The sequence below is a fragment of the Nocardia sp. Tas62D01 genome, assembly GCF_055232035.1.
Window position 1 is genome coordinate 6,004,662 of the sequence record NZ_JBUYUZ010000001.1, and the last position, 26,011, is coordinate 6,030,672.

Annotated in this window: 21 protein-coding genes and 3 pseudogenes; 17 read left to right on the forward strand and 7 right to left on the reverse strand. The window is 64.1% G+C overall.

All coding sequences use genetic code 11. The features are described from left to right. Positions 1 to 92: 92 nt before the first annotated feature. Positions 93 to 782 carry a hypothetical protein gene (locus ACV7NQ_RS28530; RefSeq protein ID WP_463362432.1) on the forward strand — a complete coding sequence of 230 codons (690 nt, stop codon included), beginning with the start codon at positions 93 to 95 and terminating at the stop codon, positions 780 to 782. Between the two features lie 18 nt (positions 783 to 800). Next, entirely contained in the window at positions 801 to 1,832 is a 1,032-nt protein-coding gene (locus ACV7NQ_RS28535; protein WP_463362433.1) for an aldo/keto reductase, read from the forward strand. A gap of 58 nt (positions 1,833 to 1,890) precedes the next feature. Here ACV7NQ_RS28535 and ACV7NQ_RS28540 read toward each other — a convergent pair whose 3' ends face one another. After that, positions 1,891 to 2,955: an LLM class flavin-dependent oxidoreductase gene (locus tag ACV7NQ_RS28540; protein WP_463365853.1), complete on the reverse strand. Its 1,065-nt coding sequence runs from the start codon at positions 2,953 to 2,955 to the stop codon at positions 1,891 to 1,893. Between the two features lie 716 nt (positions 2,956 to 3,671). Here ACV7NQ_RS28540 and ACV7NQ_RS28545 point away from each other — a divergent pair. Continuing rightward, a complete protein-coding gene (locus ACV7NQ_RS28545; RefSeq protein ID WP_463362434.1) occupies positions 3,672 to 4,292 on the forward strand; it encodes a hypothetical protein in 621 nt (206 codons plus the stop codon). A gap of 103 nt (positions 4,293 to 4,395) precedes the next feature. Here the strand turns inward: ACV7NQ_RS28545 and ACV7NQ_RS28550 are convergent, their stop codons facing one another. Continuing rightward, positions 4,396 to 4,785, reverse strand: coding sequence for a hypothetical protein (locus ACV7NQ_RS28550; protein WP_463362435.1), 390 nt, complete (start codon positions 4,783 to 4,785; stop codon positions 4,396 to 4,398). A gap of 36 nt (positions 4,786 to 4,821) precedes the next feature. Between ACV7NQ_RS28550 and ACV7NQ_RS28555 the strand changes: the two genes are divergently transcribed. Both ACV7NQ_RS28555 and ACV7NQ_RS28560 read left to right on the forward strand, forming a co-directional pair. Further along, on the forward strand, positions 4,822 to 5,319 hold the full coding sequence (locus ACV7NQ_RS28555) for a maleylpyruvate isomerase mycothiol-dependent enzyme family protein (RefSeq protein WP_463362436.1): 498 nt from the start codon (positions 4,822 to 4,824) through the stop codon (positions 5,317 to 5,319). Between the two features lie 13 nt (positions 5,320 to 5,332). Next, a pseudogene (locus ACV7NQ_RS28560) lies at positions 5,333 to 5,640 on the forward strand (Dps family protein); the annotation flags it as partial. A gap of 672 nt (positions 5,641 to 6,312) precedes the next feature. On the opposite strand, the gene ACV7NQ_RS28565 reads toward ACV7NQ_RS28560, so the two are convergent. After that, complete coding sequence (locus ACV7NQ_RS28565) at positions 6,313 to 6,999, reverse strand: alpha/beta fold hydrolase (protein ID WP_463362437.1); 687 nt, start codon at positions 6,997 to 6,999, stop codon at positions 6,313 to 6,315. 407 nt (positions 7,000 to 7,406) lie between these two features. Between ACV7NQ_RS28565 and ACV7NQ_RS28570 the strand changes: the two genes are divergently transcribed. Next, a complete protein-coding gene (locus ACV7NQ_RS28570; protein ID WP_463365854.1) occupies positions 7,407 to 7,790 on the forward strand; it encodes a maleylpyruvate isomerase mycothiol-dependent enzyme family protein in 384 nt (127 codons plus the stop codon). Positions 7,791 to 8,364: 574 nt separating this feature from the next. Here the strand turns inward: ACV7NQ_RS28570 and ACV7NQ_RS28575 are convergent. Further along, positions 8,365 to 9,195: an HpcH/HpaI aldolase/citrate lyase family protein gene (locus tag ACV7NQ_RS28575; protein ID WP_463362438.1), complete on the reverse strand. Its 831-nt coding sequence runs from the start codon at positions 9,193 to 9,195 to the stop codon at positions 8,365 to 8,367. A gap of 233 nt (positions 9,196 to 9,428) precedes the next feature. Between ACV7NQ_RS28575 and ACV7NQ_RS28580 the strand changes: the two genes are divergently transcribed. Beyond that, a complete protein-coding gene (locus ACV7NQ_RS28580) occupies positions 9,429 to 10,085 on the forward strand; it encodes a GntR family transcriptional regulator (RefSeq protein ID WP_463362439.1) in 657 nt (218 codons plus the stop codon). 636 nt (positions 10,086 to 10,721) lie between these two features. On the opposite strand, the gene ACV7NQ_RS28585 is transcribed toward ACV7NQ_RS28580, so the two are convergent. Further along, entirely contained in the window at positions 10,722 to 10,964 is a 243-nt protein-coding gene (locus tag ACV7NQ_RS28585) for a hypothetical protein (protein WP_463362440.1), read from the reverse strand. After that, on the reverse strand, positions 10,945 to 11,124 hold the full coding sequence (locus ACV7NQ_RS28590; protein ID WP_463362441.1) for a hypothetical protein: 180 nt from the start codon (positions 11,122 to 11,124) through the stop codon (positions 10,945 to 10,947). Before ACV7NQ_RS28590 ends, ACV7NQ_RS28585 begins: the two co-directional genes overlap by 20 nt. A gap of 621 nt (positions 11,125 to 11,745) precedes the next feature. On the opposite strand from ACV7NQ_RS28590, the pseudogene ACV7NQ_RS28595 reads away from it, so the two are divergent. The 6 genes and pseudogenes from ACV7NQ_RS28595 to ACV7NQ_RS28620 form a co-directional block, all read left to right on the forward strand. Then, positions 11,746 to 13,011: pseudogene (locus ACV7NQ_RS28595) on the forward strand (class 1b ribonucleoside-diphosphate reductase subunit alpha); the annotation flags it as partial. Between the two features lie 120 nt (positions 13,012 to 13,131). Beyond that, on the forward strand, positions 13,132 to 13,503 hold the full coding sequence (locus tag ACV7NQ_RS28600; RefSeq protein ID WP_463362442.1) for a hypothetical protein: 372 nt from the start codon (positions 13,132 to 13,134) through the stop codon (positions 13,501 to 13,503). Further along, positions 13,496 to 17,839, forward strand: a complete 4,344-nt coding sequence (eccCb, locus tag ACV7NQ_RS28605; RefSeq protein WP_463362443.1) for a type VII secretion protein EccCb — start codon at positions 13,496 to 13,498, stop codon at positions 17,837 to 17,839. The genes ACV7NQ_RS28600 and eccCb overlap by 8 nt, the downstream gene beginning before the upstream one ends. Before the next feature lie 323 nt (positions 17,840 to 18,162). Continuing rightward, positions 18,163 to 19,083, forward strand: a complete 921-nt coding sequence (locus tag ACV7NQ_RS28610) for a crotonase/enoyl-CoA hydratase family protein (RefSeq protein WP_463362444.1) — start codon at positions 18,163 to 18,165, stop codon at positions 19,081 to 19,083. A gap of 59 nt (positions 19,084 to 19,142) precedes the next feature. Then, entirely contained in the window at positions 19,143 to 20,687 is a 1,545-nt protein-coding gene (locus tag ACV7NQ_RS28615) for an AMP-binding protein (RefSeq protein ID WP_463362445.1), read from the forward strand. Beyond that, a pseudogene (locus ACV7NQ_RS28620) lies at positions 20,684 to 20,824 on the forward strand (TetR family transcriptional regulator); the annotation flags it as partial. The gene ACV7NQ_RS28615 and the pseudogene ACV7NQ_RS28620, both read left to right, overlap by 4 nt. A gap of 463 nt (positions 20,825 to 21,287) precedes the next feature. Here ACV7NQ_RS28620 and ACV7NQ_RS28625 read toward each other — a convergent pair. After that, positions 21,288 to 22,532 carry a cytochrome P450 family protein gene (locus tag ACV7NQ_RS28625; RefSeq protein ID WP_463362446.1) on the reverse strand — a complete coding sequence of 415 codons (1,245 nt, stop codon included), beginning with the start codon at positions 22,530 to 22,532 and terminating at the stop codon, positions 21,288 to 21,290. Between the two features lie 866 nt (positions 22,533 to 23,398). On the opposite strand from ACV7NQ_RS28625, the gene ACV7NQ_RS28630 reads away from it, so the two are divergent. The 4 genes from ACV7NQ_RS28630 (at position 23,399) to ACV7NQ_RS28645 (ending at position 26,000) form a co-directional block, all read left to right on the forward strand. Beyond that, positions 23,399 to 23,587, forward strand: a complete 189-nt coding sequence (locus tag ACV7NQ_RS28630; RefSeq protein WP_463362447.1) for a hypothetical protein — start codon at positions 23,399 to 23,401, stop codon at positions 23,585 to 23,587. A 181-nt stretch (positions 23,588 to 23,768) separates the two neighbouring features. After that, on the forward strand, positions 23,769 to 24,101 hold the full coding sequence (locus tag ACV7NQ_RS28635; RefSeq protein WP_463362448.1) for a hypothetical protein: 333 nt from the start codon (positions 23,769 to 23,771) through the stop codon (positions 24,099 to 24,101). Next, positions 24,098 to 25,366, forward strand: coding sequence for a hypothetical protein (locus ACV7NQ_RS28640; RefSeq protein WP_463362449.1), 1,269 nt, complete (start codon positions 24,098 to 24,100; stop codon positions 25,364 to 25,366). Before ACV7NQ_RS28635 ends, ACV7NQ_RS28640 begins: the two co-directional genes overlap by 4 nt. Further along, complete coding sequence (locus ACV7NQ_RS28645; RefSeq protein ID WP_463362450.1) at positions 25,359 to 26,000, forward strand: hypothetical protein; 642 nt, start codon at positions 25,359 to 25,361, stop codon at positions 25,998 to 26,000. The genes ACV7NQ_RS28640 and ACV7NQ_RS28645 overlap by 8 nt, the downstream gene beginning before the upstream one ends. Positions 26,001 to 26,011 lie beyond the last annotated feature (11 nt).

Sequence of the window (26,011 nt, forward strand, 5' to 3'; positions counted from 1 at the left end):
TGGTCCGTCGACGGGAATAGAGGTGGCAGCGATGGAGATCGTTCACGTCCGGTGCGCTGGCCTGGACGTTTCGAAGAAGGACGCCAAGCTCTGTGTCCGGGTGCACCGAGCTGAGCCAACCAGGGCAGGTTCTTCACCACCGCGGTCACAACGGCACGTCGGCCTCCGGTCTTACCGTGGCGGGCATTCGCGCCGCGATCCGACCGGTTCTCCAGCGACTGGGCGACACGGCCAGGGCACGGGAGGAGGCGCGCGACTACGCGCGCCGACGAGGTGACCATTCCCAGCGAGAGCCCGCCGGACAACCGTGGCTCGGCTCCTTCGCGCAGCTGTATCCGGGAGAAGGCCCGGCCGATCAAGCACAGTTCTACGGACAAGAGCGCGAGGATCCGTACGTGCGGCAGACGGTCGGTGAGATCGCCACGCGCGCGCAGGCAGCGCGGGCCGTCGTGTTGTTGGCGGCTCAGACACTCGAGGACGTCCGGGGTCTCACCGGGCCCGTTGCACGCAGCGGCGGTGCTGCTGCTGCCGCGGTTCACGTCGCGCAAGCGGGTGCGATCGCCATCGAGTCCGCGGTCGAGCTGGTCTTCGACGTGGGCGGTGGCTCCATCACCAACCGAGACCTAGGATTCGACTGGCACTGGCGCAAAGGCGCGCACCGCCGCCAATCACACCCCGCGGCAGTGGAAGCAGGCGGTCGCAGGGGCGTACCACCTGACGGGCGAGGAACCACCGACTACCGGCCTCTTCTAACCACTGACCCACTGCAACCACTGACCTGAACGGAAGAGACAACACCGATGACCCAGGGCCCCTTCGATCTGACCTACGCCGCTGCCGAGGACCGCTACGAGAAGGTCCCGTACCGCCGCACCGGTAACTCCGGCCTCGATCTACCTGCCTTCTCGTTCGGCCTGTGGCAGAAGTTCGGTACCGACTACCCGTTCGCGACGCAGCGGGAGATAATCCTGCACGCATTCGACCTGGGCATCACCCACTTCGACAACGCCGACCGCTACGGTCCACCGCACCGCGCCGCCCAGCAGAACTTCGGCAGGGTGCTCGCCAAGGACCTCGCCCCTTACCGTGACGAGCTCATCCTGTCGACCAAGGCAGGCAACCCGATCGGTCCGAGCCCTTACCTCAGGGGAGGATCACGCAAGTCGATTCTCACGTCGCTCGACCACAGTCTGCGCGACCTCGGCACCGACTACGTCGACATCTTCTACCACCACAGGCCCGATCTCAGCACGCCGTTGGAGGAGTCCGTCGGCGCACTGGTCAGCGCGGTGCAGCAGGGCAAGGCGCTTTACGTCGGCATCTCCAACTACCTGCCTGATCGCACCCACGAGGCTGCCGAGCTGCTCCGGCAGGCGGGCGTCCCGCTGCTCATCCACCAGGCCCGCTACTCGATCTACGACCGGCGCCCCGAACAGAACGGCCTGCTGGATGCCGCAGCCCAGGACGGCTTCGGCCTGATCGTCTACTCGCCCCTCGCACAGGGCCTGCTGACCGACAAGTACCTGGAGGCGATTCCCGAGGGCGCACGAGCGCAGAACAGCACCTTCCTGTCGCCGGATGTGATTGATGAGACCTACCGGCGACGCACCGCCGAGCTCAACAAGATCGCCGAGGCCCGAGGCCAGTCACTCGCCCAGCTAGCGCTGCAGTGGGTGCTGCGGCGACCGGAGGTCACCTCGGCGCTGATCGGTGCGAGTTCGACCGAGCAGCTCGACCACAACATCGCGGCGCTGGACTTCCCGGCGCTCACCGACGAAGAACTCGAGCTCATCGAGGAGCACGGTGTGCACGGGACAGGACTGCGGCTCTGACTTCCGAGCGCGCAGCGGACAGCGTCCCCGCGTAGCGGGCACGTGGTCCTCCCCGCGCTCATTCCCGCAGCAACGGCAGCAGTTGGTTGCCCTGACGCTCGATCTCCGGCAGGTACGGGGTGTCGGAGAGCACGAAGTGGGTGATGCCGAGGTCGCGGTACTTGCGCAGCGACTTGGCGACGTCCTCGGGGGAGCCGACGAGCCAGGTGGTGCCTGCGCCGCCGCCACCGAACTTCCCGGGTGCGGTGTACAGATTGTCGTCGAGCACGTCGCCACGGGCGGCCAGGTCGAGGAGCCGCCGCTGTCCCACAGCGGTCTGGCGGTGCGGGTTCTGCGGAGGCACCCCGCGGTTGTTCGCCATCTCCTCCACCTTCGCCTCTGCCTCTGCCCAGGCCTGTTCGGTAGTGTCGCGGACGAACGTGGTGATCCGCAGGCCGAACTCCAGCGGCGCGTGCTCGCGCCCGAGTTCCGCGCTCAGTGACCGCAGGCGCTCGATCCGTTCCCGCACACCGTCGAGCGGTTCACCCCAGAAGAGCTGCACGTCGGCCTCAGTCGCCGCGACCCGCTCGGCGGCTTCGGACGCGCCGCCGAAGTAGAGCTTCGGGTGCAGCCGGTCCCCGCGTGGCGCGATCCGGGGCACGACCGTGGAATCGGTGACCTGGAAGTGCTCACCCCGGTAGGTGACTTTCTCCTCGGTCCACAGCTTTCGGACGAGCTGGATGAATTCCTTGGTGCGGGCGTAACGATGAGCCGGGTCGCCCTCGCTGTCTCCGAACGCTCCTAGGTTGTCCTTCCCGGACACGATGTTGACCCGGACCCGGCCACCCGTCAGATGATCGAGGGTCGCCGCGGCGGACGCGAAATGAGCCGGCCGCCAGTAGCCGGGCCGGATCGCGATGAGCGGCTCGAAGGTCGTCGTCCTTGCGGCGAGCGCCGTGGCGACGGTGAGTGTGTCCGGGCGACCCCAACCGGTGCCGAGCAACGCGCCCTTCCAGCCGTGCTCCTCGAGAGCCTTCGCCTGGGTGGTCAGGGTTTCCAGGCGGTTGTGGTCGGCTGTGACGGCGTCGCCACGGTGTCCGGGCGTGACCTCGTTGGGGATGTACCAGAGGAATTCGAGACTCATCGAGGTGATTCCTGTTCGGTGGTAGTGATCAGCGGGCGAGCTGGGCGAGTTGCGCTCGGCGAATGTCGGTGGTCTGTCCCTGGACCAGGACGAAGAGGGCGGAGCGCGCCCTGTCTGCTCCAATTCACCCAGGACGGTCTCCACGAGACCGAAGTGATGACCGCGAGCATCGCTGGCCGTGCCGATGTCGATGAATCGTGCCTCCGCCAGCGATTGGGCAGCGAGCACGTGCTCGTCGGGGACGAACACGTCGTCGAGCCGGACCCCCGCCGTCCGGCTGCCGGCTACGGCGCTGAGCTCGAGCGGGCCTGCGCTGCGGGTACGCTCGCTCACTGGCACGAGCGCGGTGACGACGGTCTCGGTGCGGGCCGGGAGTTCGGCTCCCGCCACGCGGCTGGATGCCAGCCCGCTCCGTCGAGCGCAACGCCGAGATGCAGTCGGTTCGGTACCATCGTCTCCCGTTTCTGTGCATGCGCGAATGTTGTGTCCTTCAACGCGGGAACCACTCGACGGTTGCGCTGCCCGTGATTCGGAGGCTTCGCCATACGACGGCCTGGCCGCCCGGCATGATCGTCCCGAAGCCGGATACCGCGTGGCCACGCGGTATCCGGTGGCTCCCGCACGGCACGATTCCCGCTCGGCGCGGGTGGTGTCAACGGTTGGGATCAGCTCGAGCCATGGGAAATACCCTGTGGGCGAGGGGAATTGAAGGCTGCATGCACACCTTCGACGACCGGCTCGGCATCATCTCCGACCGATATACCGGTGTCGGCCGGGCGAAGGCATTCGCGGCTTACGGTGTCGCGGGCGGGCTCGCCGGGGTGGTCGGGCCGATCGCGGCGGGCACGATCCAGGGGGCCGCCGAACCGGACCTGGGCTGGCGGCTGGTGCTGCTGCTGAACGTGCCGTTCGCACTGCTCACCCTTGTCGGCGGCGCGGTGCTGCTGCGGCGAGACCAATCGGTGCGCGCCGCTGTCAGGTTCGACGTCGTAGGCCTCGTAGTTCTCGCGGCGGCGACTCTGCTGTTGCTGCTGCCGATGGTGTCGTCGGCTGGGAGCGGCCGGACGGTGGTCTTTGTCGCGGGATCGCTGGCCATGCTGGTGGTGTTCTGGTGGTGGGAGCGCCGCTACGCGCGATCCGGCGGTACCCCGGTGCTGCTTGCCCGCGCTGGTGGCCGCGCGCGGTTACACCCTTGGCGCGGCCGTCGCGATGTTCTGGTTCGGCGCGGTCGTCTCGCTCAACACTGTGATGACTCTGTATCCAGACCACCCCGTCCCGCGCGACGCGCGACGCGTACCTGCGCGCGGCGAAGACCCGACGGTGCGGTCATGATGTGAGCGCGGATGCCGGGGTGGCGGATCGTTTGAGCGCCTCGTACAGCCAGTCGGCAGCAGCACCGACTGTGGGGGTGCCGGTGAACTCGCCAGTGAGGCTCCAGTATTAGCGGATGCGGTAGTCGGTGTCGGCGGCGCCGACCAGGAGTTGCTGTCGGAACTGTGGCGTGTCGCGTTCGCCTCGGGCGGTGGCGTGGGCGTCGACGAATTGGTCGAGTTCGGGGCCGGGCCGAGGCTGCTCATGGGCGAGGAGGAGGTGGCTGGCGGACTCGTATGCTTGGGCGACTCCGGTGAGGAGCGCTTGCTTGTGGCGGATCCGTGTCTGGTTGGATCGCCACAGCTGGCGTGAGATCACGGCGCGAAGCGCGGGATCGGTGATGAGTGTGGCGAGTTCGGCGTAGGCCACGACTTGGTGTGGTGCCGGATCGTGCGGCAGGTCCGGCACGTTCATCGCGATGAACCCGTCGAACATTTCCGGCGGTATGGGGGTGAGCATGTGTCGCCAGAACCCCACGAGCGAGTCGTGGGCGCTGTGTCCGCACGCCCCAGCGTGGGCTGGATTCTCGTCAACCTGATTCGCGCTCGCGGGAACCTGGACCGAGCAATCCGAGACACCGCTATCCGCCACGCCGAGAACACGACGACAGCGCAGCTGCTCAGCGAGCTACGCGACAGCATCGGCCTTCGCTCGACTGTGGTCGGCACCACCCCTGCCGACCGGCTGATGGATTTGCTCGTGCACGGCCGAGACATCGCGGTTCCACTCGGCATCGCCCGCGAAATGCCTATCGACGCTGCACGATTGGCTCTCGAACGAGTCTGGACTATGGGTGCTCCGTTCGATGCCCGCAAGAAGTTGACCGGGTATCGCCTCGCGGCAACTGATGTGGGATGGACTGCTGGCGACGGGCTCGCCATCGAAGGACCCGTCGCCGCGCTGTTGCTGCTCGCTACTGGCCGCCGCGCCGCGCGAGATCTCCTCGCCAGCAAGGGTGCTGTGCGACTGATCGCCGATGGAGGTCCTCGGTAGTCGGCGAAGTTCGGACGCTGCGAGGGAATCGAGTGACACCATCGCCGATCGCATGTGCGCCTGGACGCCGTTCCCGACGGTCGGCCACAGACGGTCGCATCGACCACTGCGCTGCCGGTCCTTCCGGCCGGTGAACAAGACACCACCGTCGTCGCGGACCTGGTCACCGCTCAGATTCGCGCGGCCGTGGCGACCCTGCGCCCGGTGCACGACGACACCGATGCCGAAGATCCGTCCACGGCGGACCTACTGCACGCCGTCATCAATGTGCTCGAAAAGCAGGCATGGTTGCTCAGCAGCGAAAACCGCACTCGGGGTTAACCCCAATGCCGCGCAGTTGAGCGGTTGGGCTTGGCGGCAAGTCGGGTGGTTTGTGCGGGCTGATTGTGCCATTCCTCACCGATCGGGAACCCGACACACACATCGGCGCCGAGGTCGACCATCTCCTGATTGCGGATCGGACTGGCCGAAGTACGGTCGCGCGGCCAGGTCGGAAGACATCATGCGTGAGAAACGCCGGTAGGTGTTAGGCTGGTTGGGTAGCTGCTACTCGCGCTGTTCTAGCCGACCAAGCTTCGTAGCGCGTGCAAGTAGTAAGGCCCCTGGCTCGGTGGGAGTGACTCCCATCGAGCCAGAGTTACGTTCACGCGCCTCGTCGGTGTCGCGGCCTGTACGGTCGATCGTCATCACGAGTGCGTCGTCTTCGATCCCGCACAGTTTCGCGTACACGTCCCAGGGCACGTTGCGGATGCTCCCGTACTCGCGGATCGCCTGCTGGAGTGGCGTTGGGACGCGGGGACGTGTCCGACAACAGCACCCACGGAGTCGCCCACTCGGCGAGCGCCGACCAGTCCCTCACGACCCGACATCCCGGCCCGCGAATCACGGCGGATCGCGGCGTACAGATCCTTCACTAGGCAAGCCGAGTGTCGGAATTGGATCTGTCGGATGGGTATGCTGCTCGAATCCAGCGACAGAAGTTTGCGGCAGGGTTCAGGCCCCGGCCGCGAACTCTTGGAGGATTTGCGTCAGTGACGCTGAATCCTGCAGCATCGGCAGGTGCCCGGTCGGCACCTCTCGGCGGAATTTTGGGTTGAGCTCGGCGGCATACTTTCGTTGCGACGCGATGGGGAACCCCCGGTCGATCGTGGTCATTACGTATCCGCTGCGGGCCGGAAGTGTGCGCGGCGACACGCCGTCTCGATAGAGGCGCTGCGATTCCGGTTCAAAGTCCGAAACGATGCGCGCGATATCGGCGTCGCCGAGCCCCGCGCATAACCCGGAGCGAATCATCTTCTCGGGAGGTCGGGTTCCGGCGAGCCGCATGATCAGGCCGACGACAAAGCGTTGTGGCGCAGGCAGTGCGCCGAGGAATGACGTTCCGGCGGCGGGCACCGAAGCGGCGACGCCGAGCAGGCCGTCGACGCGCTCAGGTGCGATCGCCGTGATCTCGCTGGCCACGACGCCGCCGATCGAGTGAGCCACGATCGTGAATGGCCCGTCGGGTGCCTGTGCCAGAGCGGTGTCGGCGTAGTCGTGGAGGGTCGCGTCGCCCCGCTTCGGGTAGACAGCGACTACCGATTCGACGGGCAGGGACGCTCGAACGTCGTCCCAGATCCAGGCTGGAAGCCCGGCACCGCTGAGAAAAAGGATCGGTGTTGTTTGCGGTCTTGTGCTCATCTGCGCTCCTTGGACGGCTCGGCTGCGCTCGCAACAGTAAACAGTTGGTCCGACACAAACGGCGGATAGCAGAGGGGGGTCTATGAATCGTGGGAGTGAACTGTCGGGAGTCGGGTCACGTTGCCCATCTCGGCGAGTTCCTCGTGTGCCTGATGCAGCTCCAGTGACAAATCGGCGATCGCCTTTCGGAGGGCGGCGGTGGCCGCCTCATGTCACGCCGACGCGCTGTTGATGCGAACGAAACATCCACAACACCAACATTTTCGGCATCAGAAGCCCACAATGACCCCGGTTGAGCGCACCATCGGCGCGCCGCCAGAGGTTAAAGACAAGCTAAGGAAATCAGGAAATCATCGGTAAGGAGATCTTGGCAACGGCAGTGTTCCAACTGCAGAGACGCACTTGGGATTCGGCTCAATTCGCGGGAGTTACCCGGAGTTTGGGATCGGCCGACTGTGGTCGGCACCACCCCTGCCGACCGGCTGATGGATTTGCTCGTGCACGGCCGAGACATCGCGGTTCCACTCGGCATCGCCCGCGAAATGCCTATCGACGCTGCACGATTGGCTCTCGAACGAGTCTGGACTATGGGTGCTCCGTTCGATGCCCGCAAGAAGTTGACCGGGTATCGCCTCGCGGCAACTGATGTGGGATGGACTGCTGGCGACGGGCTCGCCATCGAAGGACCCGTCGCCGCGCTGTTGCTGCTCGCTACTGGCCGCCGCGCCGCGCGAGATCTCCTCGCCAGCAAGGGTGCTGTGCGACTGATCGCCGATGGAGGTCCTCGGTAGTCGGCGAAGTTCGGACGCTGCGAGGGAATCGAGTGACACCATCGCCGAACGAAAACCGCACTCGGGGTCAACCTCTCGGATATCGAGCGGGGTGCTGACCGTCGCACCCGCTCGATGCGCTGGTGTGTGCCCGTCCCAGGTCCGCGCCCTCGGCGGGGCACTGTGAACATGGGAACGGGGCTGACCTGCGGTTTTCCGTCGGGCATTTGGTGATAGAAGCCGATTACCAGCTATGAACCGACCGCAATCAAGCAGCCCGCTCGTTGGGACAGTGCGGCGGCAGGGTAACCGAAGGTTTGTCTGGATCGAATGGCTCGTGGGATTGAGGGTGTCGCGTCTAGCCGAGTCTTCGCGACTGTTCGAAGCTATCGTCTCCTAGATCGCCATCAGGTTGCGGGCGGAGAGCATGCCCTGGAACGACGCGGCCCCGACCTTCAGTCTGGCCATCCCGCTGGTGCTCGAAAGAACTCACCGCCGAGCTGTTGGAGGTGGCGACCGGATTCCGACTCGGCAGCGCGGTACCCACGCCGCTCAACCGACCCCAGCCGGGACGGGCACGCCAACTCCGCGCTGATCAAGTTCTGGAGAAGACGCCGGCCATATGGTTGATTCGGTGGGCGCGGGCGAGCTTGGGCAGATCGCTACCGTCGGCGACGTTCTCGCCCGCGGCCCCGAGTCGTTCGATGATTTCCGCCGCCCAGGCGACCTCATCGGGTTGCGGGCTCAGCGCACGGTTGACGACCGCGGTATCGCGGGCGTGCATGCAGAGCTTCCCGCTCATCCCCATCGACTTCGTCACCGCCAGCTCCGACGGCAGTTCCGTCGGGCCGGTGACGCATGGTCCATCGATCGGCCCCGCGATGTCGGCAGCTCGGCTGGCGACGACGAGACGGCTGCGCGCATAGGCCAGGGCGTCCGCGCTGACGTGGGTATCGCGGCGGAAATCGCCTGTGCCGAAGGCCAATCGGATCGTGGCATCGGCCGAAGCGATATCGAAGGCGAATTCGATGCCCCGTGCCGACTCGACCAGGGCGAGAACCGGGATGCCGGGGAGTTCGGCGGCTGTGCGATCGACCTGCTCCGCGGACTCGGTCTTGGCGAGCATCACGCCGCTCAGACCGGCAATGTTGCCAAGCGCCGCGAGATCGATGCTCCAGTCCGCGGTGGTGACGTTGTTGATGCGCACCCACCCGGCGCCGCCGGCCTCGAGGAATTCGGTGACATGCTCGCGGGCTGCACCTTTCGCGGACGGGATCACACCGTCCTCGAGATCGAAAATTACGGCGTCGGCTGCCGAATTCATGGCGTCGTCGAACCGATCCGGGCGCGAACCCGGGACCAGAAGCCAGGAGCGAGCGTGGATCGCCGGGACTGCGACGGTCTGTGGCGAGGACGTACGGGTCATTCGGTCTTCTTTCCTCTCGGCAGTGCTGGATCCGGAATGCCGGTGCTGTACCGGATGACCGGATCCGAATCTCGCTCAGCTGTCCCGCTGCGCGTATTCGATTCGGTACGCGCGTCGAACAGTACACCACATCCAATATATTGGATGTGCGTCACTCGATCCCCTGCGTACCTCGAGGGTTTGCCGGACGTACAGTATCCAATATGTTGGGTGACCGGGTGGAGCGGCGACGCATGAGCGATGTCGCGTTCGATCGGATCTGCGACGCGATTGTCACCGGTGAGCTCGCCCCTGGATCGAAGGTTCGTGACAGTGATCTGGCCGACCAGTTGGGCCTGAGCCGGACCCCGGTTCGTGAGGCCCTGGCTCGGCTGATCGACACTGGACTGGTCGAGGCCAAACCCGCCGCATTTACCCGAATCACTCCGCTGGACCGCGCGGACGTCGAATCGACGTTGGCTGTCCTGGAGGTATTGGACCAGCTGGCCGTCAGGACCGGGGTCCCCAACCTCACTGCCGACATGATCGCTCTCATGCGCACCGCCAATGACGATCTCGCGCAGGCGATCAAGGCCGACAATATCGGTGCAGCGCTCGCCGCCGACGACATCCTGCACGGCGTGATCGTCGATGCCGCCGGTAATCCCCTGCTCAAGCGGCTCATCCAGCAGGTTCACCCGCAGATCCACCGGATCTACTATCGCAAGTTCTCCAGCCTGCGCGGCTGGCAGGACGCTCTCGAGCACCACAACAACCTGATCAGGTTGTGTGCGGCAGGCGACAGCGATGCCGCAGCCGAAATCTCCTCACAACACCGGCGCTTCCTCGGCGGACTGATTGGCGAACTCTTCGACATCGATGAGCACAGCTCCGCCGCACCGTCGCGGTAACAGGCCGGTCCGCAAGTCCGAGAGCAGCGCATCGCCGGTTCTCGGTGTGGACCGAGGCCGGTGTGTGGCGGCGGCTACACCACACCGTGCTGGACGAAGAAGCTGGGCGGTGAAGGTTTGATCGACTGGTCGCGGGCGGTGATCGACGCGGCGTCAGGTTGAGTTCGGCGACGCTGTCGTGGGTGGCCGCGAGCAACCACCCCCGCAAACTACTCGATGCGGATGTGGTGGTGGCCCTGCCATGATCAGATCGAAGAAGACGATCGCGCTGCTCCCGCATCTTCCGGCTGAGCGAGTTCTGCTGGAGACCGACGGTCCATTCGCCCGGTACGGGAGTCGGCCAGCCCGCCCGTCCGACGTGGTCAAGGTACTGAATTACCTTGTGTATCAATGGAATGCAACAGCTGTCGGCTGCCAGCCCTTCTACCTGGCAGCCGACATGGCGTCAGGTTGCGCTTCGGTGAGGTGGGGGTTCCGGTAGAAACGGCGCGAAATATCTGCATAGCCAGTGTGCCAGCACGCCATTCGATCACCCCGCTACGACTCCGGCGCCCGCACCTTCGCCCTCGACATCGCCGCCGGCAATGACCGCAAGAAGTCCGGCTCCACGCTTTCGACGGTCTGTCGCACCGGTGGTCAGCGTGGGCGGAATGGGTTGTCGGTGTAGCCAGGCCGCTGGTTGATCTCGCCACGCTGGTGCCGCTCGGTCTGCCAGGCGTCCCAAGCCCGTTCCAGCTGCAGCGTGGACGAGGCGGGCAGGCGTTGGCGGGTGCAGAAGTCGCGGAAGCCCAGATCCAACTCGGCCAAGCGACGGCGGTGCTCTGCGCGCCCATCGGGCAGCACCGCCGCGGTGTCCAGGTCAGCGGACCCGGCGGGCACGGGCCAGTTCATCCACGTCGGCGGCGATGCGCTCCAACACCGCCCGCACACGCGCGAGATAGACAGCGACGTGGGCCGTGACGGGCCAGTCTGCGGCCGGGCGCAGGTTGACCGCGGGCGGATACCCGCCGCATCCAGTTGGGCCAGCCAGTCCGCGCACCGACGCAACCAGTCCACCTCGGGGGTTAGCATCCGCGAGGAAAGTGGCGCTAAGCCGACCAGCGGAATCAGCTTGTCCGGCCGGTGATTTCATGTCGGCGTGAGTGGGGGTCCCGGTAGCTTCGGCGCAAAAAACAACGGATATGGACGTATCCCCTGGTCAGGGCCCGGGCGTGCCGCAGATAGCAGGGTCTCGCGCACTAGCGGGAGTTTCCGGGTTAGGTCGCTGACCAGTGCTGTTCGTGCTGGTCAGCACCCCTTTCAGTCGATGGCGGCTGTATTACCCAGACCGGCGTTGGCGCAGGTCAGCCTCCAACTGTCGCGACTTCCTATTTGCCCAGGTGGCGACCCAGGAACGGTACCTGTTCCGCTCCGATTGACACAAGGGGGCCGACGACAACTGGGTAATACGCAATATTGACCCAATAGTGAAGCACTACAACGGTATTGAGTCTGCTCTAGTCCATAACCCGGAAACTCGGGCTAGGCCAGAGGTGTTGCCGCAGGTCGGTTCTGGCGTCGCGACCGGGTAACAGGCCGTTACCCGTGGCAAACCGGGCAAATCCGTTGGATTTTCCGCCGTTGCTACCGGAACCCCGTCTTGGGCGTGGAGCGAAGTCGCAACATCACCTTCGAGCTGGCGAAGAAGAACGAGGACATGTACCTGTTCTCGCCGTATGACGTGGAACGCATCTACGGCAAGCCTTTCGCCGATATCGATGTCACCGAGAAGTACTACGAGATGGTCGACGACAAGCGCATCCGCAACTCGAAGATCAAGGCGCGCGAGTTCTTCCAGACCATCGCCGAGCTGCAGTTCGAATCCGGTTACCCGTACATCATGTTCGAGGACACGGTGAACCGGGCCAACCCGATCGCAGGCAAGATCACCCACTCGAACCTGTGCTCGGAGATCCTGCAGGTCTCCACGCCGTCGCTGTTCAACGACGATCTGTCCTACGCCGAGGTGGGCAAGGACATTTCGTGCAACCTCGGTTCGCTGAACATCGCCAAGACGATGGATTCACCCGACTTCGCGCAGACCATCGAGACCTCGATCCGAGCGCTGACCGCAGTGTCGGATCAGACGCACATCTACTCGGTGCCGTCGATCGAGCAGGGCAACAACTCCTCGCACGCCATCGGCCTCGGGCAGATGAACCTGCACGGATACCTCGCGCGTGAGCGGGTGCACTACGGCTCCGACGAGGGCATCGACTTCACCAACATCTACTTCTATACCGTTGTGTACCACGCGATTCGGGCTTCGAACCTGATCGCGAAGGAGCGCGGCAGCTACTTCGGCGGGTTCCCTGAATCGAAGTACGCGTCGGGGGAGTACTTCGACAAGTACACCGAGCAGGTGTGGGAGCCGAAGACCGAACGGGTGGCGCAGCTTTTCGCCGACGCCGGAGTACACATCCCGACCCAGGACGACTGGCGTGAGCTGAAGTCCTCGGTCATGGAGCACGGCATCTACAACCAGAACCTGCAGGCGGTGCCGCCGACCGGCTCGATCTCCTACATCAACCACTCCACCAGCTCCATACACCCGGTGGCGTCGAAGATCGAGATCCGCAAGGAAGGCAAGATCGGCCGCGTCTACTACCCGGCGCCCTACCTCGACAACGACAACCTCGAGTACTACGACGACGCCTACGAAATCGGCTACGAGAAGATCATCGACACCTACGCCGCCGCCACCCAACACGTGGACCAGGGCTTGTCGTTGACCCTCTTCTTCAAAGACACCGCCACCACCCGCGACCTCAACCGCGCCCAAATCTACGCCTGGCGCAAGGGCATCAAGACTCTCTATTACATCCGCCTGCGCCAAATGGCATTGGAGGGAACCGAAGTCGAAGGCTGCGTCTCCTGCATGCTGTAGTCGCTGTCCGAACAGGGGCGGTCTCCAGATGAGGCCGCCCCTTTTCGCCTTTCCGGTCGGATATCTGGCTAGAGTTGTTGGACCACCGTGCGCGTGAGTCGACAGGAGGGGCGGCGGGCCATGGCCGATGTTGTGCTGGTTATCAATTCCGGCGGTCGACGAGATGCCGAGTGGCTCGACGAACTGGCCGATGAGCTACAGGCCGATCTGCGCGAGATCAGGGGTCTGGTCGTACGTCGTGCGACGGCGGCCGCGGGCGATGGTGTGAAATCCGGGACGCTTGAGCAGGTCGGCCAGCTGGTGGCCTCCGGCGGTGCGATCGGCACCGCGGCATGGGCGATACGGGACATCGTGATTAGGTTTCTCGACCGCACCAGGGCCGGTTCTGTCACGGTAAGAAATGGCGACCGGGAGGTCACCATCGCCCGGGCGAGCGACGGGCAGGTCGACAAGATCGTCGATCAGCTTCGCGATCTGCTCGACAATGAGTAGTCCGACCGGACGCCGGTTGGCGCTGTTCGTCGCCAACGACACCTACCACTTCACGGGCCTGCCTCGGCTCTACGCGCCGGTCACCGATGCCGATCAATTACGAGAGTTGCTGCGCGACCCGGAGATCGGAGGTTTCCGGCCGACCGAGCTCTTGATCAACGAGTCCAAGGCCGAGATCGAACGCAGCATCGAGCGGTTGTTCCGCGGGGCCGAGCCGGAGGATGTCATCCTCTTCTACTTCTCCGGTCATGGCTTGCGAACCAGGCAGAATCTGTATCTGGCGACCAGCAATACCGATCCGCAGTTGGTCAGCAGTACGGCGGTGTCCTCGACGTTCATTCGGGAATTGATCAGGGAATCGGCCGCGGCGGCGAAGATCATTCTGCTGGACTGCTGCTACAGTGGCGCGTTCCTCGGCCCGGATGTGGTCAAGTCCGCGCCGAATATCGACGATATCGGCCGCGAACTCTCTGCGGGAGACGGCATTTGCGTGCTGACCGCGTCCAGTGCGATCGAGACCGCCGAGGACGGACGGGCGAGTGCGGATCAGTCCGCCCCGCTGTCGGTCTTCACTTCGGCGCTGGTGAAGGGGATCGGCACCGGCCTGGCCGATAACGGCAGCGGACTCATCGGAGCGCACGATCTGTGGACCTATGTCAGCGCCGATGTGCGGGCCCGCACGAGCAGGCAGACACCGAATCATTACGGGGTGTTCAAGGACGAGGTGTACATCGCACGGGTCCGGCGGAAGTACTCCAGCATCCTCGAGGCGGGCGATCGAGTCCAACTCGGCGAATTGCTCGGCCGGCTCGAACGAGATCCGGTGGCGGGTCTGCGTGCCGGGAACTGGTGGGGGACCGGCGGACTGAAGGTGCCGATCGGTCTGGAGCGGCGCGCGGACGGCGCAGAGGGGGAGACGGTCTGGCTGGATCTGGCGGGTGCCGATGGGAACCTGCTGGTCATCGGCCGTGCCGGGGCTGGGAAGAGTACAATGCTGCGCACACTCGCCGGATCACTCGCGCTCACGCATACCCCGGACGAAGTGCAGATCTATGTGCTGGAGTCCAGTAACCGCCTGGGGTCGATGAGCGCACTGCCGCATTTCGCCGATGTGGCAAGCGATGACGAACCCGAGCAGGTGCTGATGCTGCTGGAGAAGGTCGCCGCCGAGATCCGCACTCGCAAAAAGCTCTACCGCGACAACAATATCGATTCACCTGCCAGCTTGCGTGCGGCCCGGCCGCTGCTAACCGACGGACCCGTCGCCGATGTATTCCTGCTGATCGATCGGTGGGGTGACTTTCGTGAGCACATCGCCGAACTCGACAGCAGGATCAAACAGGTGGCGAGTGCGGGGCCGGAATATGGCGTGCATCTGGTCGCGACGGCTCGCGACTGGACCGAAATACCGGACTGGTTGGCCGATCTGCTGCCCGCGCATATCGAACTCCGGCTGCATCGACCGGTGGAATCGCGGCTCAATCCCGAGCGTGCCGCGCGTCTACCCGAGGGGCCTGGCTGGGCGCTATACGGGCAGCGGCCATTCCGCATAGCCATGCCGGATCTGCGTGAGCTGCAACCGGATTCGGTGGGCATGGAGATGACCGATGGCGCGGGCGAACTGGTGGGCCGGGTTGTCGGCGCCCGAACCGCAGTCGGCGGTCCGGAGGTGCGGCGTTCGCCGTTCGAGGGTGAGGTCGACTTCGCCGACCTGTTCGGGCTGGATGTGAACGACCGGGTCGATCTCGATGTGGCATGGCGGCCGAAGGTGGGGCGGGAGCGGCTGCGCGTCGCGATCGGTGTGACACCTACGGGCGAAACCGTCGAGCTGGATCTGAAGCCCGCAGAGGGAGGTATGGGGCGACACGGTCTGGTGGTGGGTGCCACAGGATCGGGTAAGTCGACGTTGTTGAAGAATATTGTCACTGGTCTGGCGCTCAACCACCCGCCCGATGCGCTCAACTTCCTACTGATTTCCGCGAAAGGTGGCGATGCGTTCGACGGGTTTGCCGCGCTGCCACATGTTTCGGCGATTGTCCCGAATCTGGAGGTCGATCTTCCGCTGATCGATCGTCTTGTCGAGACGATCGAGGGTGAAGTCGGGCGACGGCAGGAGTTGCTGCGTTCGACGGGGAACTTCGCGAACACCGTCGACTACGAGGCGGCGCGTGCGGCGGGTGCCGAGCTCGATCCCCTGCCACTGTTGCTCGTCATGGTGGATGAGTTCACCGAACTCATTACACAGCGACCAGGATTCACGGAAGTGCTAGTCATGATCGGACGACTCGGTCGTTCGGTCGGGGTGCATATGATGCTGGCAACGCAACGAGTCGACGGATATCGGCTTGGTGGGCTCGAGTCGTACCTCTCTTATCGGATCGCCTTGCGGACCTATTCGGCCAATGAATCGCGCGCGGTATTGGGCGTGCCGGATGCGCATCATCTGCCGAGCACGCCGGGACATGCGTACCTGAGATGTGACCAATCCGAGTTGGTTCGCCTTCGAGCCGCGCACGTGTCGCGACCAGAGCGTGGCGAATTCGGAAAGGACACCGGCGCGACCGTCCAGCGGACTCTCCAAGAGGCGTTGGTCGCACAACTGCAGGGGGGCGCGCCACCGGCACGTGCGGTATGGCTGCCGCCCCTGGACGAGGCCCCGACCCTCGACCAGCTCATCCCGCGCAGCGTGCTGACCGGCGAATACTCCGCCGTCGCTACCCTGCGTGCCCCCATGGGCATCGTCGACCGCCCCTACGACCAGCGCCGTGATCCCTTCGTCGTTGACCTGTCGGGTTCACGAGGCAATGTCGCGGTCGTCGGCGGCCCGCGGTCGGGTAAGTCCACGGCCCTGCGCACCATGATCATGGCACTGTCCCTCACCCACACCGCCGAACAGGTGCAGTTCTACTGCCTCGACTTCGGTGGTGGCACCCTGGCCAGTCTCGAGGGTCTGCCGCACGTGGGTTCGGTGGCCAGCCGCTTGGATGAGGACAAGGTGCGCCGCACCATTGCCGAAATGACCACCATCGTCCGCCAGCGTGAGGCGCGGTTCCGGCAACTCGGCATCGAATCGATGACCGAATTCCGCCGCCTGCGCGCCTTGGACCCGGCCAGCAGCCCCGGAGCCGCTGGGGCCCATGAGGATCCGTTCGGCGATGTCTTCCTGGTCATCGACGGCTTCGGCTCGATCCGCCATGACTTCGATGCACTCGAGCAGCCCATCATGAACCTCGCGGTCCAGGGCCTGTCCTACGGCGTCCACGTGGTCATCGCCCTCGCCCGCTGGGCGGAGGCTCGACCCGCTCTCAAAGACCAGATCGGCACCTCTATCGAGCTCAGGCTCGGTGACCCGATGGATTCGGAGCTGGGCCGCAAGTTCGCTCAGCTGGTTCCGCTGGGGCGGCCGGGACGCGGTATGACACCCGAATGCCTGCATATGCTGACCGGCCTGCCACGGATCGACGGGGGTGCCGATCAGGCCACCCCGGGGCAGTCTGTCTCCGATGCGGTCGCGACGATCGCCCGCTTGACACCGGGACGGCCTGCACCGGCGGTCCGCATGCTTCCGGAAATGCTTCCGCGCGAGCAGTTGCTGCAGCTCGCGGGGAACTGGCCCGCGCAGGTCGACCCGGAAGTCAAGTGCATGCGAATTCCGCTCGGTGTCAATGAATCCGAGCTGGCGCCGGTCTACCTCGACTTCAACGAGAGCCCGCACTTCATCGTCCTCGGTGATACCGAGAGCGGTAAGACGACATTGCTCCGGTCGATCATCGAGAGCATCGCGGCCTCGAATACACCGGATCAGGCGCGTTTCATCCTCGGCGACTACCGACGGACCATGCTGGGACACGTGCCCGACGGGTACCTCGCCGGATATGGTTCCACCGCACCGCAATTCACCCAGTACATGGCCGATCTCGCCGCCTATGTCGCGCAGCGGACGCCGGGACCCGACGTCACGCCGCAGCAGTTGCGTGACCGCTCGTGGTGGCGTGGCCCGGAACTGTACGTCATCGTCGATGACTACGACCTGGTGGCATCCTCCAGCGGCAACCCGATGTCGGCGCTGGTCGACCACCTGCCGTTAGCGCGTGACCTCGGTTTCCATGTGATCATCGCGCGCCGCTCCGGTGGTGCCAGCCGGGCCATGTACGAAGCGACGGTGGCGCGCATGAAGGATCTCGGTTCAGCCGCTCTAGTCATGAGCTGCAATAAGGACGAAGGCGTGCTCTTCGGCACCACCCGACCCGGTATCAAACCGCCTGGTCGTGGCACCTACGTCACGCGCAATTGCGAGGGCCTGATTCAGCTGGCCTGGATGCCACCGGCCGAGTGATGCCGAACGTCCGATCTGGTGGTGACCGGGGCACACCACGCCGAGCAACCGGCTGGTGACAGATAACCGGGTGTGCACGGAACCCGGGGGGATTCAGTACAGCCCGGATGAGTTCGCCGTGATCCTCCGCATCGCCCTCGACGCTGTCCGGCCGAATCTTCAAAAAGCGCTCCCAGCCTTCCTTATCCACAGGACGAACGGGAGCACGAACCGATGCCGAGCAAACCGCACAAACCCAGTTGCTACAGGGATAGATCCATTGACAGTCCAAATGTACTGTGAAAACGTTTCGGCACCATCGCTGCCGAGGTTAGGACGCCGACATGACTTTCATCGGAGACACCGTCGACTACGAAGTGCGTGAGTATCGTGCTTACCTCACTTTGAACCGCCCGGACAGGCTGAACGCGATCACCGCCGACATGGCCCGAGAGATCGAGGACGCGGTTGCCGAGGCGAATACCGACGATTCGGTGCGCGTCATTGTGATCCAGGGAGCAGGGCGTGCGTTCTGCGCGGGCTACGACCTGAAGCTCTATGCCGAAGGCGGCGCGGAACACCAAGGCACGGTGTGGGATCCGATCAAGGACTTCCGGATGATGAAGGCCAACACCGACCACTTCTTCTCACTCTGGCGATCGGCGAAGCCGACTGTCGCCAAGGTTCACGGGTACGCCGTTGCGGGTGGCAGCGATATCGCTCTTTCCTGCGATCTGGTTGTGATGGCCGAGGACGCCGAGATCGGATACATGCCCGCACGTGTGTGGGGGTGTCCGACAACCGCGATGTGGGTCTATCGTCTCGGCGCCGAACGTGCCAAACGCATGCTGCTCACCGGCGACACCATCAACGGTGTCCGGGCCCGGGAGTGGGGGCTGGTCATCGACGCCGTTCCCGCAGCCGAACTTGACGCCGCGGTCGAAAAACTCGTCGATCGTATGGCAGGCATCCCGATCAACCAGCTGGTCATGCAGAAGATGATGATCAATCAGGCCTACGACAACATGGGCCTACAGACAACCCAGAATCTCGCCGTGTTGTTCGACGGCATAACCCGGCATTCCCCGGAAGGTCGCTGGTTCGTCGACTTCGCACAGAAACACGGCTTCGGCACCGCGGTCCAGTGGCGCGACAGCGGCCGTTTCATTCCCGACGGCGGAGGCGACATCCCCACCGAGGACGAAATCGGCCGAATGAAACGAGAACTCGACGAGAAGGCGGCCGCGGCGGATGCGAGCCGATAACGGTGCTCACCAAATCCTCGTGGCCAGCGGATACCAGCCGGCCTGTCCTCGATATCCCCGTGGGCGAACTCTTGCAGCAGGCCGCCGCCGAGGTCCCGAACAGGCTCGCTCTAGTATCGGTTGCTCCGGAACGCCAAGCCCGCACCTGGACCTACGCAGAGTTGTGCGACGATGCCGAGCGTGCGGCCGCCTGGCTGCTCGACCGTTTCCGGCCGGGCGAACACGTCGCGGTATGGGCGCCGAATGTCCCCGAATGGATCGTGCTCCAGTACGCGGCCGCACTCAGCGGACTGGTGCTCGTGACCACCAATCCCGCACTGCGCGGACCCGAACTCGAGTACGCCCTCGACAGGTCACACGCGGTCGGCATCTTCTTCGTCGACAGCTTTCGTGGTTCCGATATGGCTGCGCTGGTCCGAACCGTACTTCCCGCGGTGCCCGTGGTGCGCGAGGCCACCGCCCTGGGGGGTTGGCTCGAAGAGGTGCGCTGTACCGCTAAGCGGGCCGAGTTGCCGGTTGTCGATCCCTGGTCCGCCACCCAGATCCAGTTCACCTCGGGCACCACCGGTCGCGCGAAACCAGCGGTGCTCTCGCACCGGGCGATGGTCACCAATGCTGCTTTCGTCCGCGACCACTGCACTGAGGCGCGGGCGGCGACGTTCGCCACCGCCCTGCCCCTGTTCCACACCGCCGGTTGTGGTCTGGCCGGGATGGGATCGGTGCATCAGCGGGCCACGCTGGTCATCGCCGAGATCTTCGATCCGACGACGATGCTGGCGGCGATACAGAATTACCGCGCTGAGATCTTCGGTGGCGTGCCCGCCATGCTGCACGCCCTGCTCGCGCATCCCGGGCTGGCCGGTTTCGATCTCGGTTCGCTGAAGGTCGTGATGTCCGGAGGCGATGCGGTCCCGCCCGCCTTGGTCGATGGGTGGGCGAAGGCCTGCGGTGCCGTGACCAGCGCGGTCTACGGCCAGACCGAACTCGGTCCGATCGTCTGCCAGACGCGCCCGACGGACAGCCGCGACGACAATCTGTTCACGGCGGGTCAACCGCTTCCCCAGGTCGAAGTATCCATCCGCGATCCCAGTACCGGCGCGGTACAGCCCATCGGGGTCGAGGGCGAAATCTGCGCGCGCGGATACCAGCAGATGATCGGCTATCTCGATATGCCGACCGAGACCGCGCAGACGATCGATGCCGACGGCCGGCTCCACACCGGCGACCTCGGGACCATGGACGCACGCGGGTATGTGCGCGTCACGGGACGGCTGAAGGACATGATCATTCGTGGCGGGCAGAACATCTATCCGCGCGAGATCGAGGAGATCTTGGCCGCGCACCCCGCGATCACCGACGCGATCGTGCTCGGTCTGCCCGACTCTGCGTGGGGCGAAAGTGTGGCGGCCGTCGTCCGGCTCGACCCGGCGCAGCAGCCCCCCGCCTCGGACGAACTGCACGACTACCTGCGGGAACGCCTCGCGCCGCATAAGACCCCCAAGTCCTGGTTCGTCGGCGACAACTGGCCGATGACTGCCCTGGGCAAGGTCCAGAAATTCCGGCTTCGCGATCAGATCGCCAACGGCGAGCTCAGGCCGTTGTGAACCTGGAACCAAGAGGACTGACGCGTAGAGAGCAACACGCGAGAACGCATGAGGCCCTTCTGGACGCCACGATCAGATGTCTGGTCGACCATGGTTACGCAGGCACGACAACACAACGGATCCAGGACGAGGCCGGGGTCTCGCGGGGTGCGCTGCTGCACCATTTCGGCTCGAAATCGGAGTTGCTCGTCGCTGCGATCCACCACATCGCCGATATACGCCTGCGCCATGTCGGTGAACTCGTTACCGACCTCGGCGACGGACCCGAGGCCCTGGACCAGATGGTGCACGCGATCCGATCGGCGATGGCAGCCCCCCTTTCAGGCCGCCATCGAACTGCGGGCCGCCTCCCGCACCGACCCGCAGCTGCGCGCCGCGCTGCTGCCGGCGGAGAAGAGACTAGGCTCCGCACTCCGGACGCTTTTCCACCGCCATGCGGGCATCCCCGATGCCGGAGCAGCGCGTACGGCATTCGAGTCGCTGATGGCCCTTATTCTCGGGCTCGAACTGACCCGCCTCATGCGAACCGATCAAACCCTGGCCGACCAGGTCATCGACGACTGGCTCACCAACGTCGCCCGGCTGCGCAGAGGATAACGGCTACGCCGACGTAAGCGGAGGCGACGCCGGGAAGACGACGGGCAGGGCAGTCAGTGCACGATGGAATGCGCCCGTCCTCCAAGTCAGCTCGGCGGCCGGCACTCCCAGACGTAGCTCGGGCAAGCCGTCGAGCAACTGGTCGATGGCGTCCTGAGCGATCAGGTAGGCCAGCGAACTGGCCGGACACAAATGCGGCCCACCGCCGAAGGCCAGGTGAGAACGATTGCCGGTGTGCTGGTCCGTGCCGATCACCGGATCTGTGCTGCAGCCCCCCAAACTGATGACGACGGGTTGGTTGGCAGGCAACCAGAAGTCATCGATGAGGATCGGCTGCTTCGGGAAAGTGAAACAGAAGTTGGCCATCGGCGGATCATTGAACAAGACTGCGTCGAGAGCGTCACGGGTCGACAGGCTTCCGCCCACGACGCTGTCCCCGAACTGTTCGTCGGTGAGGATGACGCGCAGCGCATTGACGATCAAGTTCTGCAGCGGTTCGATGCCTGCCCCGTAGAGCGTGGCCACCTGATTCACGATCTCGGACTCGTTCAGATCGGTCGGGTGCCGCATCATTCGGGTCGTCACGTCATCGCCGGGCTCGGTGCGCTTGAGATCGATCAACTCCAGCAACGACTCAATGAGAACCTTGCCTCCGCGCTCCGCATCGACGCCCTCGAACATCGCCGCCATCCCGGCAGCGGCGCGCTGCGCGATCTCGGTCGGGCACCCCATCAGAGCATTCAGCACGGCGAACGTGAGCGGAAAAACGTACTGCCGGATCAGGTCCGCGGATCCGTCCTCGCAGAACGAGTTGATCAGCTGAACAGCGACCCGCTCCACGGTGCCTTGCACGCTGTACGGATTGACATCCGCGAGACCCGCAACGATGGCCTGCCGATACCGGGCGTGTGCGACGCCGTCATTACGCCGTGCGTTCGGCCGCCACTGCATAAGCGGAAGCACGGGGCAATCCGCAGCGACGTTCTGCTGCCAGGTACGCGGATCGGCCGGAAACCGCTCCGGATCGCTGAAGATCTGCACCGCAGTGTAGTAGCCGATCACCAGCGTGGCAGGCACGCTGGGCACCAACTCCACCGGAACCAGAGACCCGTACTGTTCACGCATCGCTCGATAGGCGCTGTGCGGGTCCTTCGCAAACTCCTTTGCGTACAACGGAATTCGCGGACCGTCGATATCGATCGGTGAACCGTGCGGAGCCCGGCCCGATCGATGGCTGGAAGTCGTCATCGGACGAATCTTAGGCGCAAACCGGAGTCATCGGCCAAGACGCGAACGATGTACCCCAGGTTCCGTACGGGAGCCGGGAAGCTGCGCCGTGGGCCAACCGGACAAGACGGGACTGGACCGACTACCTGGCCGCACGAGCTCAGCAGAAGTCAGAAGAAGTATGACGAATACTGCAGGCTCCAAACATCGCTACGTCACCAGTGTTCTACGTCACCGGTCTCCGGCTTTCGCCGGGCCCCGTTCCTTCAGCGCCGCAAGGGAATCCACGTTCCGTCACCGGTCCCGGAACCGGTCGCGGAAATCCTGCTGGCCTGGATCGACAACCGCACCAACATGAACACCGCCACCAACCGCGATTCTCGTTGGCTGTTCCCTGGCCGGCGAGCCGGACAACCGATGCACCCCGAGACTATGGGCGGCCTGCTGAAAGCTCTTGGCGTCTCGAACGTTCCGGGCCGGACATCGGCCATGCGCCAGCATGTCCAGCCGATGCCCGCCCGGTCGTCGCCGATGCCCTCGGCTATCACCCCGTCACCACCACGAAGCGCCGCCGAGGCCGCAGCCACCTGGAGCCGCTACCTCACCGCACCCCGGTTCCAATCACCCGAAGGTTGGACACCGTCGAGAACCCGCGACAGTCCCATCAGTGGCAAACGGGTGGTCCCATACTGAAGGGACCACCGGTTTGCCATGAGCTTGGGACCGGGTTGGGTCCGGTCGTGGGCCGTGTGTTGGCTGAATAGACCTGGAAGCCAGACGATTTCGCTACGCTGTGGTCCAGCCTCGCGAACGACCGCTTCCCCAATCCACTCCGCTTCACCAGCCGCTTCTCCTACCGCGACGACTTCGAGGCCCATCGGGTTACCATGTGCGAGCGCCACACCCACGACGAACTCGAAGAGATCAAACTCGCCCTGCACACCTTGACCGCCTCGACGACGCGCATCGAAATCTTTGGCGGCACAACCCAACACAAGAGCCCTAACGGCGGCGTGCGGGTGTACCGACCCGGCGATCGACGGCGCTACCGAGCCCCAGGTGACAAACCGGATTGAGGCGCTGGCACACAAAATGTTCACTCAATGGAACCGTTTCGAAAGACGGTGCGTCCATTACTGATACAAGTGCCTTAACCCGACCGAAACTCAGGTCCCACCCTGCGGAACGCCCGCACGGACCGGGGACCGAGATCTCGGGCCGGCATGTACATGACTTTGTGTGAAGGAGAGTGTTGACATGGCCGGGTTTCTGCAGGTGGACATCGATGTGTTGGGCAAGACGGTTCAGTCTCTTCGCGGTGCCGAGCAGGTTCTCAATGATGCGATGAAGGCGATGACAGACGGGGGCCACGGCGACATCGGGACCAAGACTCTCAACGATGCCGCCGACAGCTTCCAACGACGATGGAAATTCGGCATCGAGCGGATCGGCGAGTCCGCCAAGGCAACCGCGGACGGTGTCGCGCAGTGCCGCGATGCGTATCAACAGACCGACCAGGCATTCGCCAAGGTGGTCGAGCAAGCCACAAGCGTCGTTGACGGACAGCCGACCACCTCGGTCACAGCATGAGCCAGAACCCGTACCCCTACCTCGGTTTCAACCCGGTTCCAGGCGCCCCTGACGGCGTCGCAGGGCTGCGCGGGCAGATCAGCACAGCCGCGGACGCAGTCAAGGAGACCAACCAGCTGTTGAACAGCCTGCGCAACAGCAACGATAGCGTCTGGAAGGGCGAGGGCGGCGACGCTTTCCGCGCCAACTTCGACGCCTCGCTCGCCCAAGACCTCGGCTACGCACAGAACTCGCTTGAAAAGGCCGTCGGCCTGCTCGCCGAATGGCACACGGACCTAGTGGGCTTCAAGGACACCGCCAACGGCCTGGAAACCGAAGCCGCCGAGGCCAAAGGGCAGTACAACAGCGCACTCCAGACACTGCAACAAGCCCGGTCGAACCCAGACCTCGGTCTGGGCAGTATGACCTTCACCGATCCGGTCGAGCTGCAAGCCGCGCAAACACGCCTCAACGCCGCGAACGCCCAAGTCAACACGGCCGTCACCGCAGTCGACACCTGGCAAGGCAACATCGATTCGATCATCCGTCGCGCGCGAGATCTCGAAAGCACACACGACAGCTCGGCCCGCCGGATCGCCAGCGAACTAGATGCAGCCGCAAAGGATTTCGCGCCGAGCCCACCGGACAAGAGCATCTGGGATCGCATCACCGATGCGATAAAAGGTGTCGGCCAGTGGATCAGCGATCACCGACAGCAGATCCACGATGTGTTGGCAGGAATAACCGCGGTTACCGGCCTTCTCGCGCTGGTGACACCCCCGCCAGCCGACGCGATATTCGCAGGTATCGCGCTCGTCGCCGGTGCAGGTGTACTCGCAATTGATTTTCTCGATCCTGAAGTCCGTGATGCGTTCAAGGATGTCTTTTCTGGGGATTCCAAAGGTGCTGCACTCGAGAAGATAGGGATGACAGTCGGCATTGACAGCCTAGGTGTCATACCTGGCGTTGGAGGTGCGATAAAGGGCGTGAAAGCATTCACTGAACTCGGAGAATTCGCACCGGCCATAAGGGCATTCACTGAGGGCGCGCAAGCGCCGGGGGCAGCAACTAAACTTATTGATGGTGTTCCAAATGTTGTCACCAAGATTCCGCTGATGCCGTCGGCCGTAACTAGATCCATGGGCGACTTCAGTAGCTTCTTCGAGGACTTCGGTCAGGCCAGCAAGTTTGAGCCGGGAACGTCGGCAGCCGGCATTGAACTGTTCTCACGTGCCGGAAAGGCTGGCCTCGGGCTCTTCAATATTGGGAACAGCGGAAATGGCTGAGACAACGGTAGATATCTGGATTCCACACGGCTTCATGGAGATGCCTCTGACGGATGTCGAGAGCCGGATGGGTGTTGTCCAAGAGATCGTTGGAGAAATGCAGCCGTCGACGATGAAGTCCATGGCTCAGGCAATCCTACCCACTGCAGCAACGCTCTTTGCCGAACTAGCACACAGGGATGCGAGATACTGTGGAATAGGTAGACACCTGTCATCAGACGGAAACCTGATCACGTCATGCATCACGGTTTGCGTTTATGAAACCGGCGGAGATAAGATCAATCCACGATTGGCCTTGACGAATCTAGTCGAGTCCAGAGCCGAATCCGGCGAAACATATGCTATCGAAATGGCAGACGTGGGCAGTCGGCCAATGATGTTCGCTGAGCGCATCACAGAGCTCCCAACGCCGGAACTTCCCGAGAGGCCGTACATGAGTAGCACGACGGCCACGTACCAACTGGAAGCGGTAGTGCCGTCAGGCGACCGGTCAGCCCTTGCCGCTATCGAGTTATCGACCGCAGCAGTCGACTATGGTCCGGAATTTCGAAAGATGATGGTCGATATGGCGCAGTCGATCGAATTCCGGGCAAACAGTCGGTCGACGCCCCGTTCCTCTTCGCTGGACTTGTGAGGGTTCTCATC

Coding starts and splice junctions, on each gene's coding strand:
- ACV7NQ_RS28540 (WP_463365853.1), bottom strand. CDS start 2,955: ATGAGTCTCGAATTCCTCTGGTACATCCCCAACGAGGTCACGCCCGGA.
- ACV7NQ_RS28630 (WP_463362447.1), top strand. CDS start 23,399: ATGTGCGAGCGCCACACCCACGACGAACTCGAAGAGATCAAACTCGCC.
- ACV7NQ_RS28640 (WP_463362449.1), top strand. CDS start 24,098: ATGAGCCAGAACCCGTACCCCTACCTCGGTTTCAACCCGGTTCCAGGC.
- ACV7NQ_RS28580 (WP_463362439.1), top strand. CDS start 9,429: ATGAGCGATGTCGCGTTCGATCGGATCTGCGACGCGATTGTCACCGGT.
- ACV7NQ_RS28645 (WP_463362450.1), top strand. CDS start 25,359: ATGGCTGAGACAACGGTAGATATCTGGATTCCACACGGCTTCATGGAG.
- ACV7NQ_RS28625 (WP_463362446.1), bottom strand. CDS start 22,532: ATGACGACTTCCAGCCATCGATCGGGCCGGGCTCCGCACGGTTCACCG.
- ACV7NQ_RS28535 (WP_463362433.1), top strand. CDS start 801: ATGACCCAGGGCCCCTTCGATCTGACCTACGCCGCTGCCGAGGACCGC.
- ACV7NQ_RS28550 (WP_463362435.1), bottom strand. CDS start 4,785: ATGCTCACCCCCATACCGCCGGAAATGTTCGACGGGTTCATCGCGATG.
- ACV7NQ_RS28635 (WP_463362448.1), top strand. CDS start 23,769: ATGGCCGGGTTTCTGCAGGTGGACATCGATGTGTTGGGCAAGACGGTT.
- ACV7NQ_RS28565 (WP_463362437.1), bottom strand. CDS start 6,999: ATGAGCACAAGACCGCAAACAACACCGATCCTTTTTCTCAGCGGTGCC.
- ACV7NQ_RS28575 (WP_463362438.1), bottom strand. CDS start 9,195: ATGACCCGTACGTCCTCGCCACAGACCGTCGCAGTCCCGGCGATCCAC.
- ACV7NQ_RS28610 (WP_463362444.1), top strand. CDS start 18,163: ATGACTTTCATCGGAGACACCGTCGACTACGAAGTGCGTGAGTATCGT.
- ACV7NQ_RS28545 (WP_463362434.1), top strand. CDS start 3,672: ATGCACACCTTCGACGACCGGCTCGGCATCATCTCCGACCGATATACC.
- eccCb (WP_463362443.1), top strand. CDS start 13,496: ATGAGTAGTCCGACCGGACGCCGGTTGGCGCTGTTCGTCGCCAACGAC.
- ACV7NQ_RS28600 (WP_463362442.1), top strand. CDS start 13,132: ATGGCCGATGTTGTGCTGGTTATCAATTCCGGCGGTCGACGAGATGCC.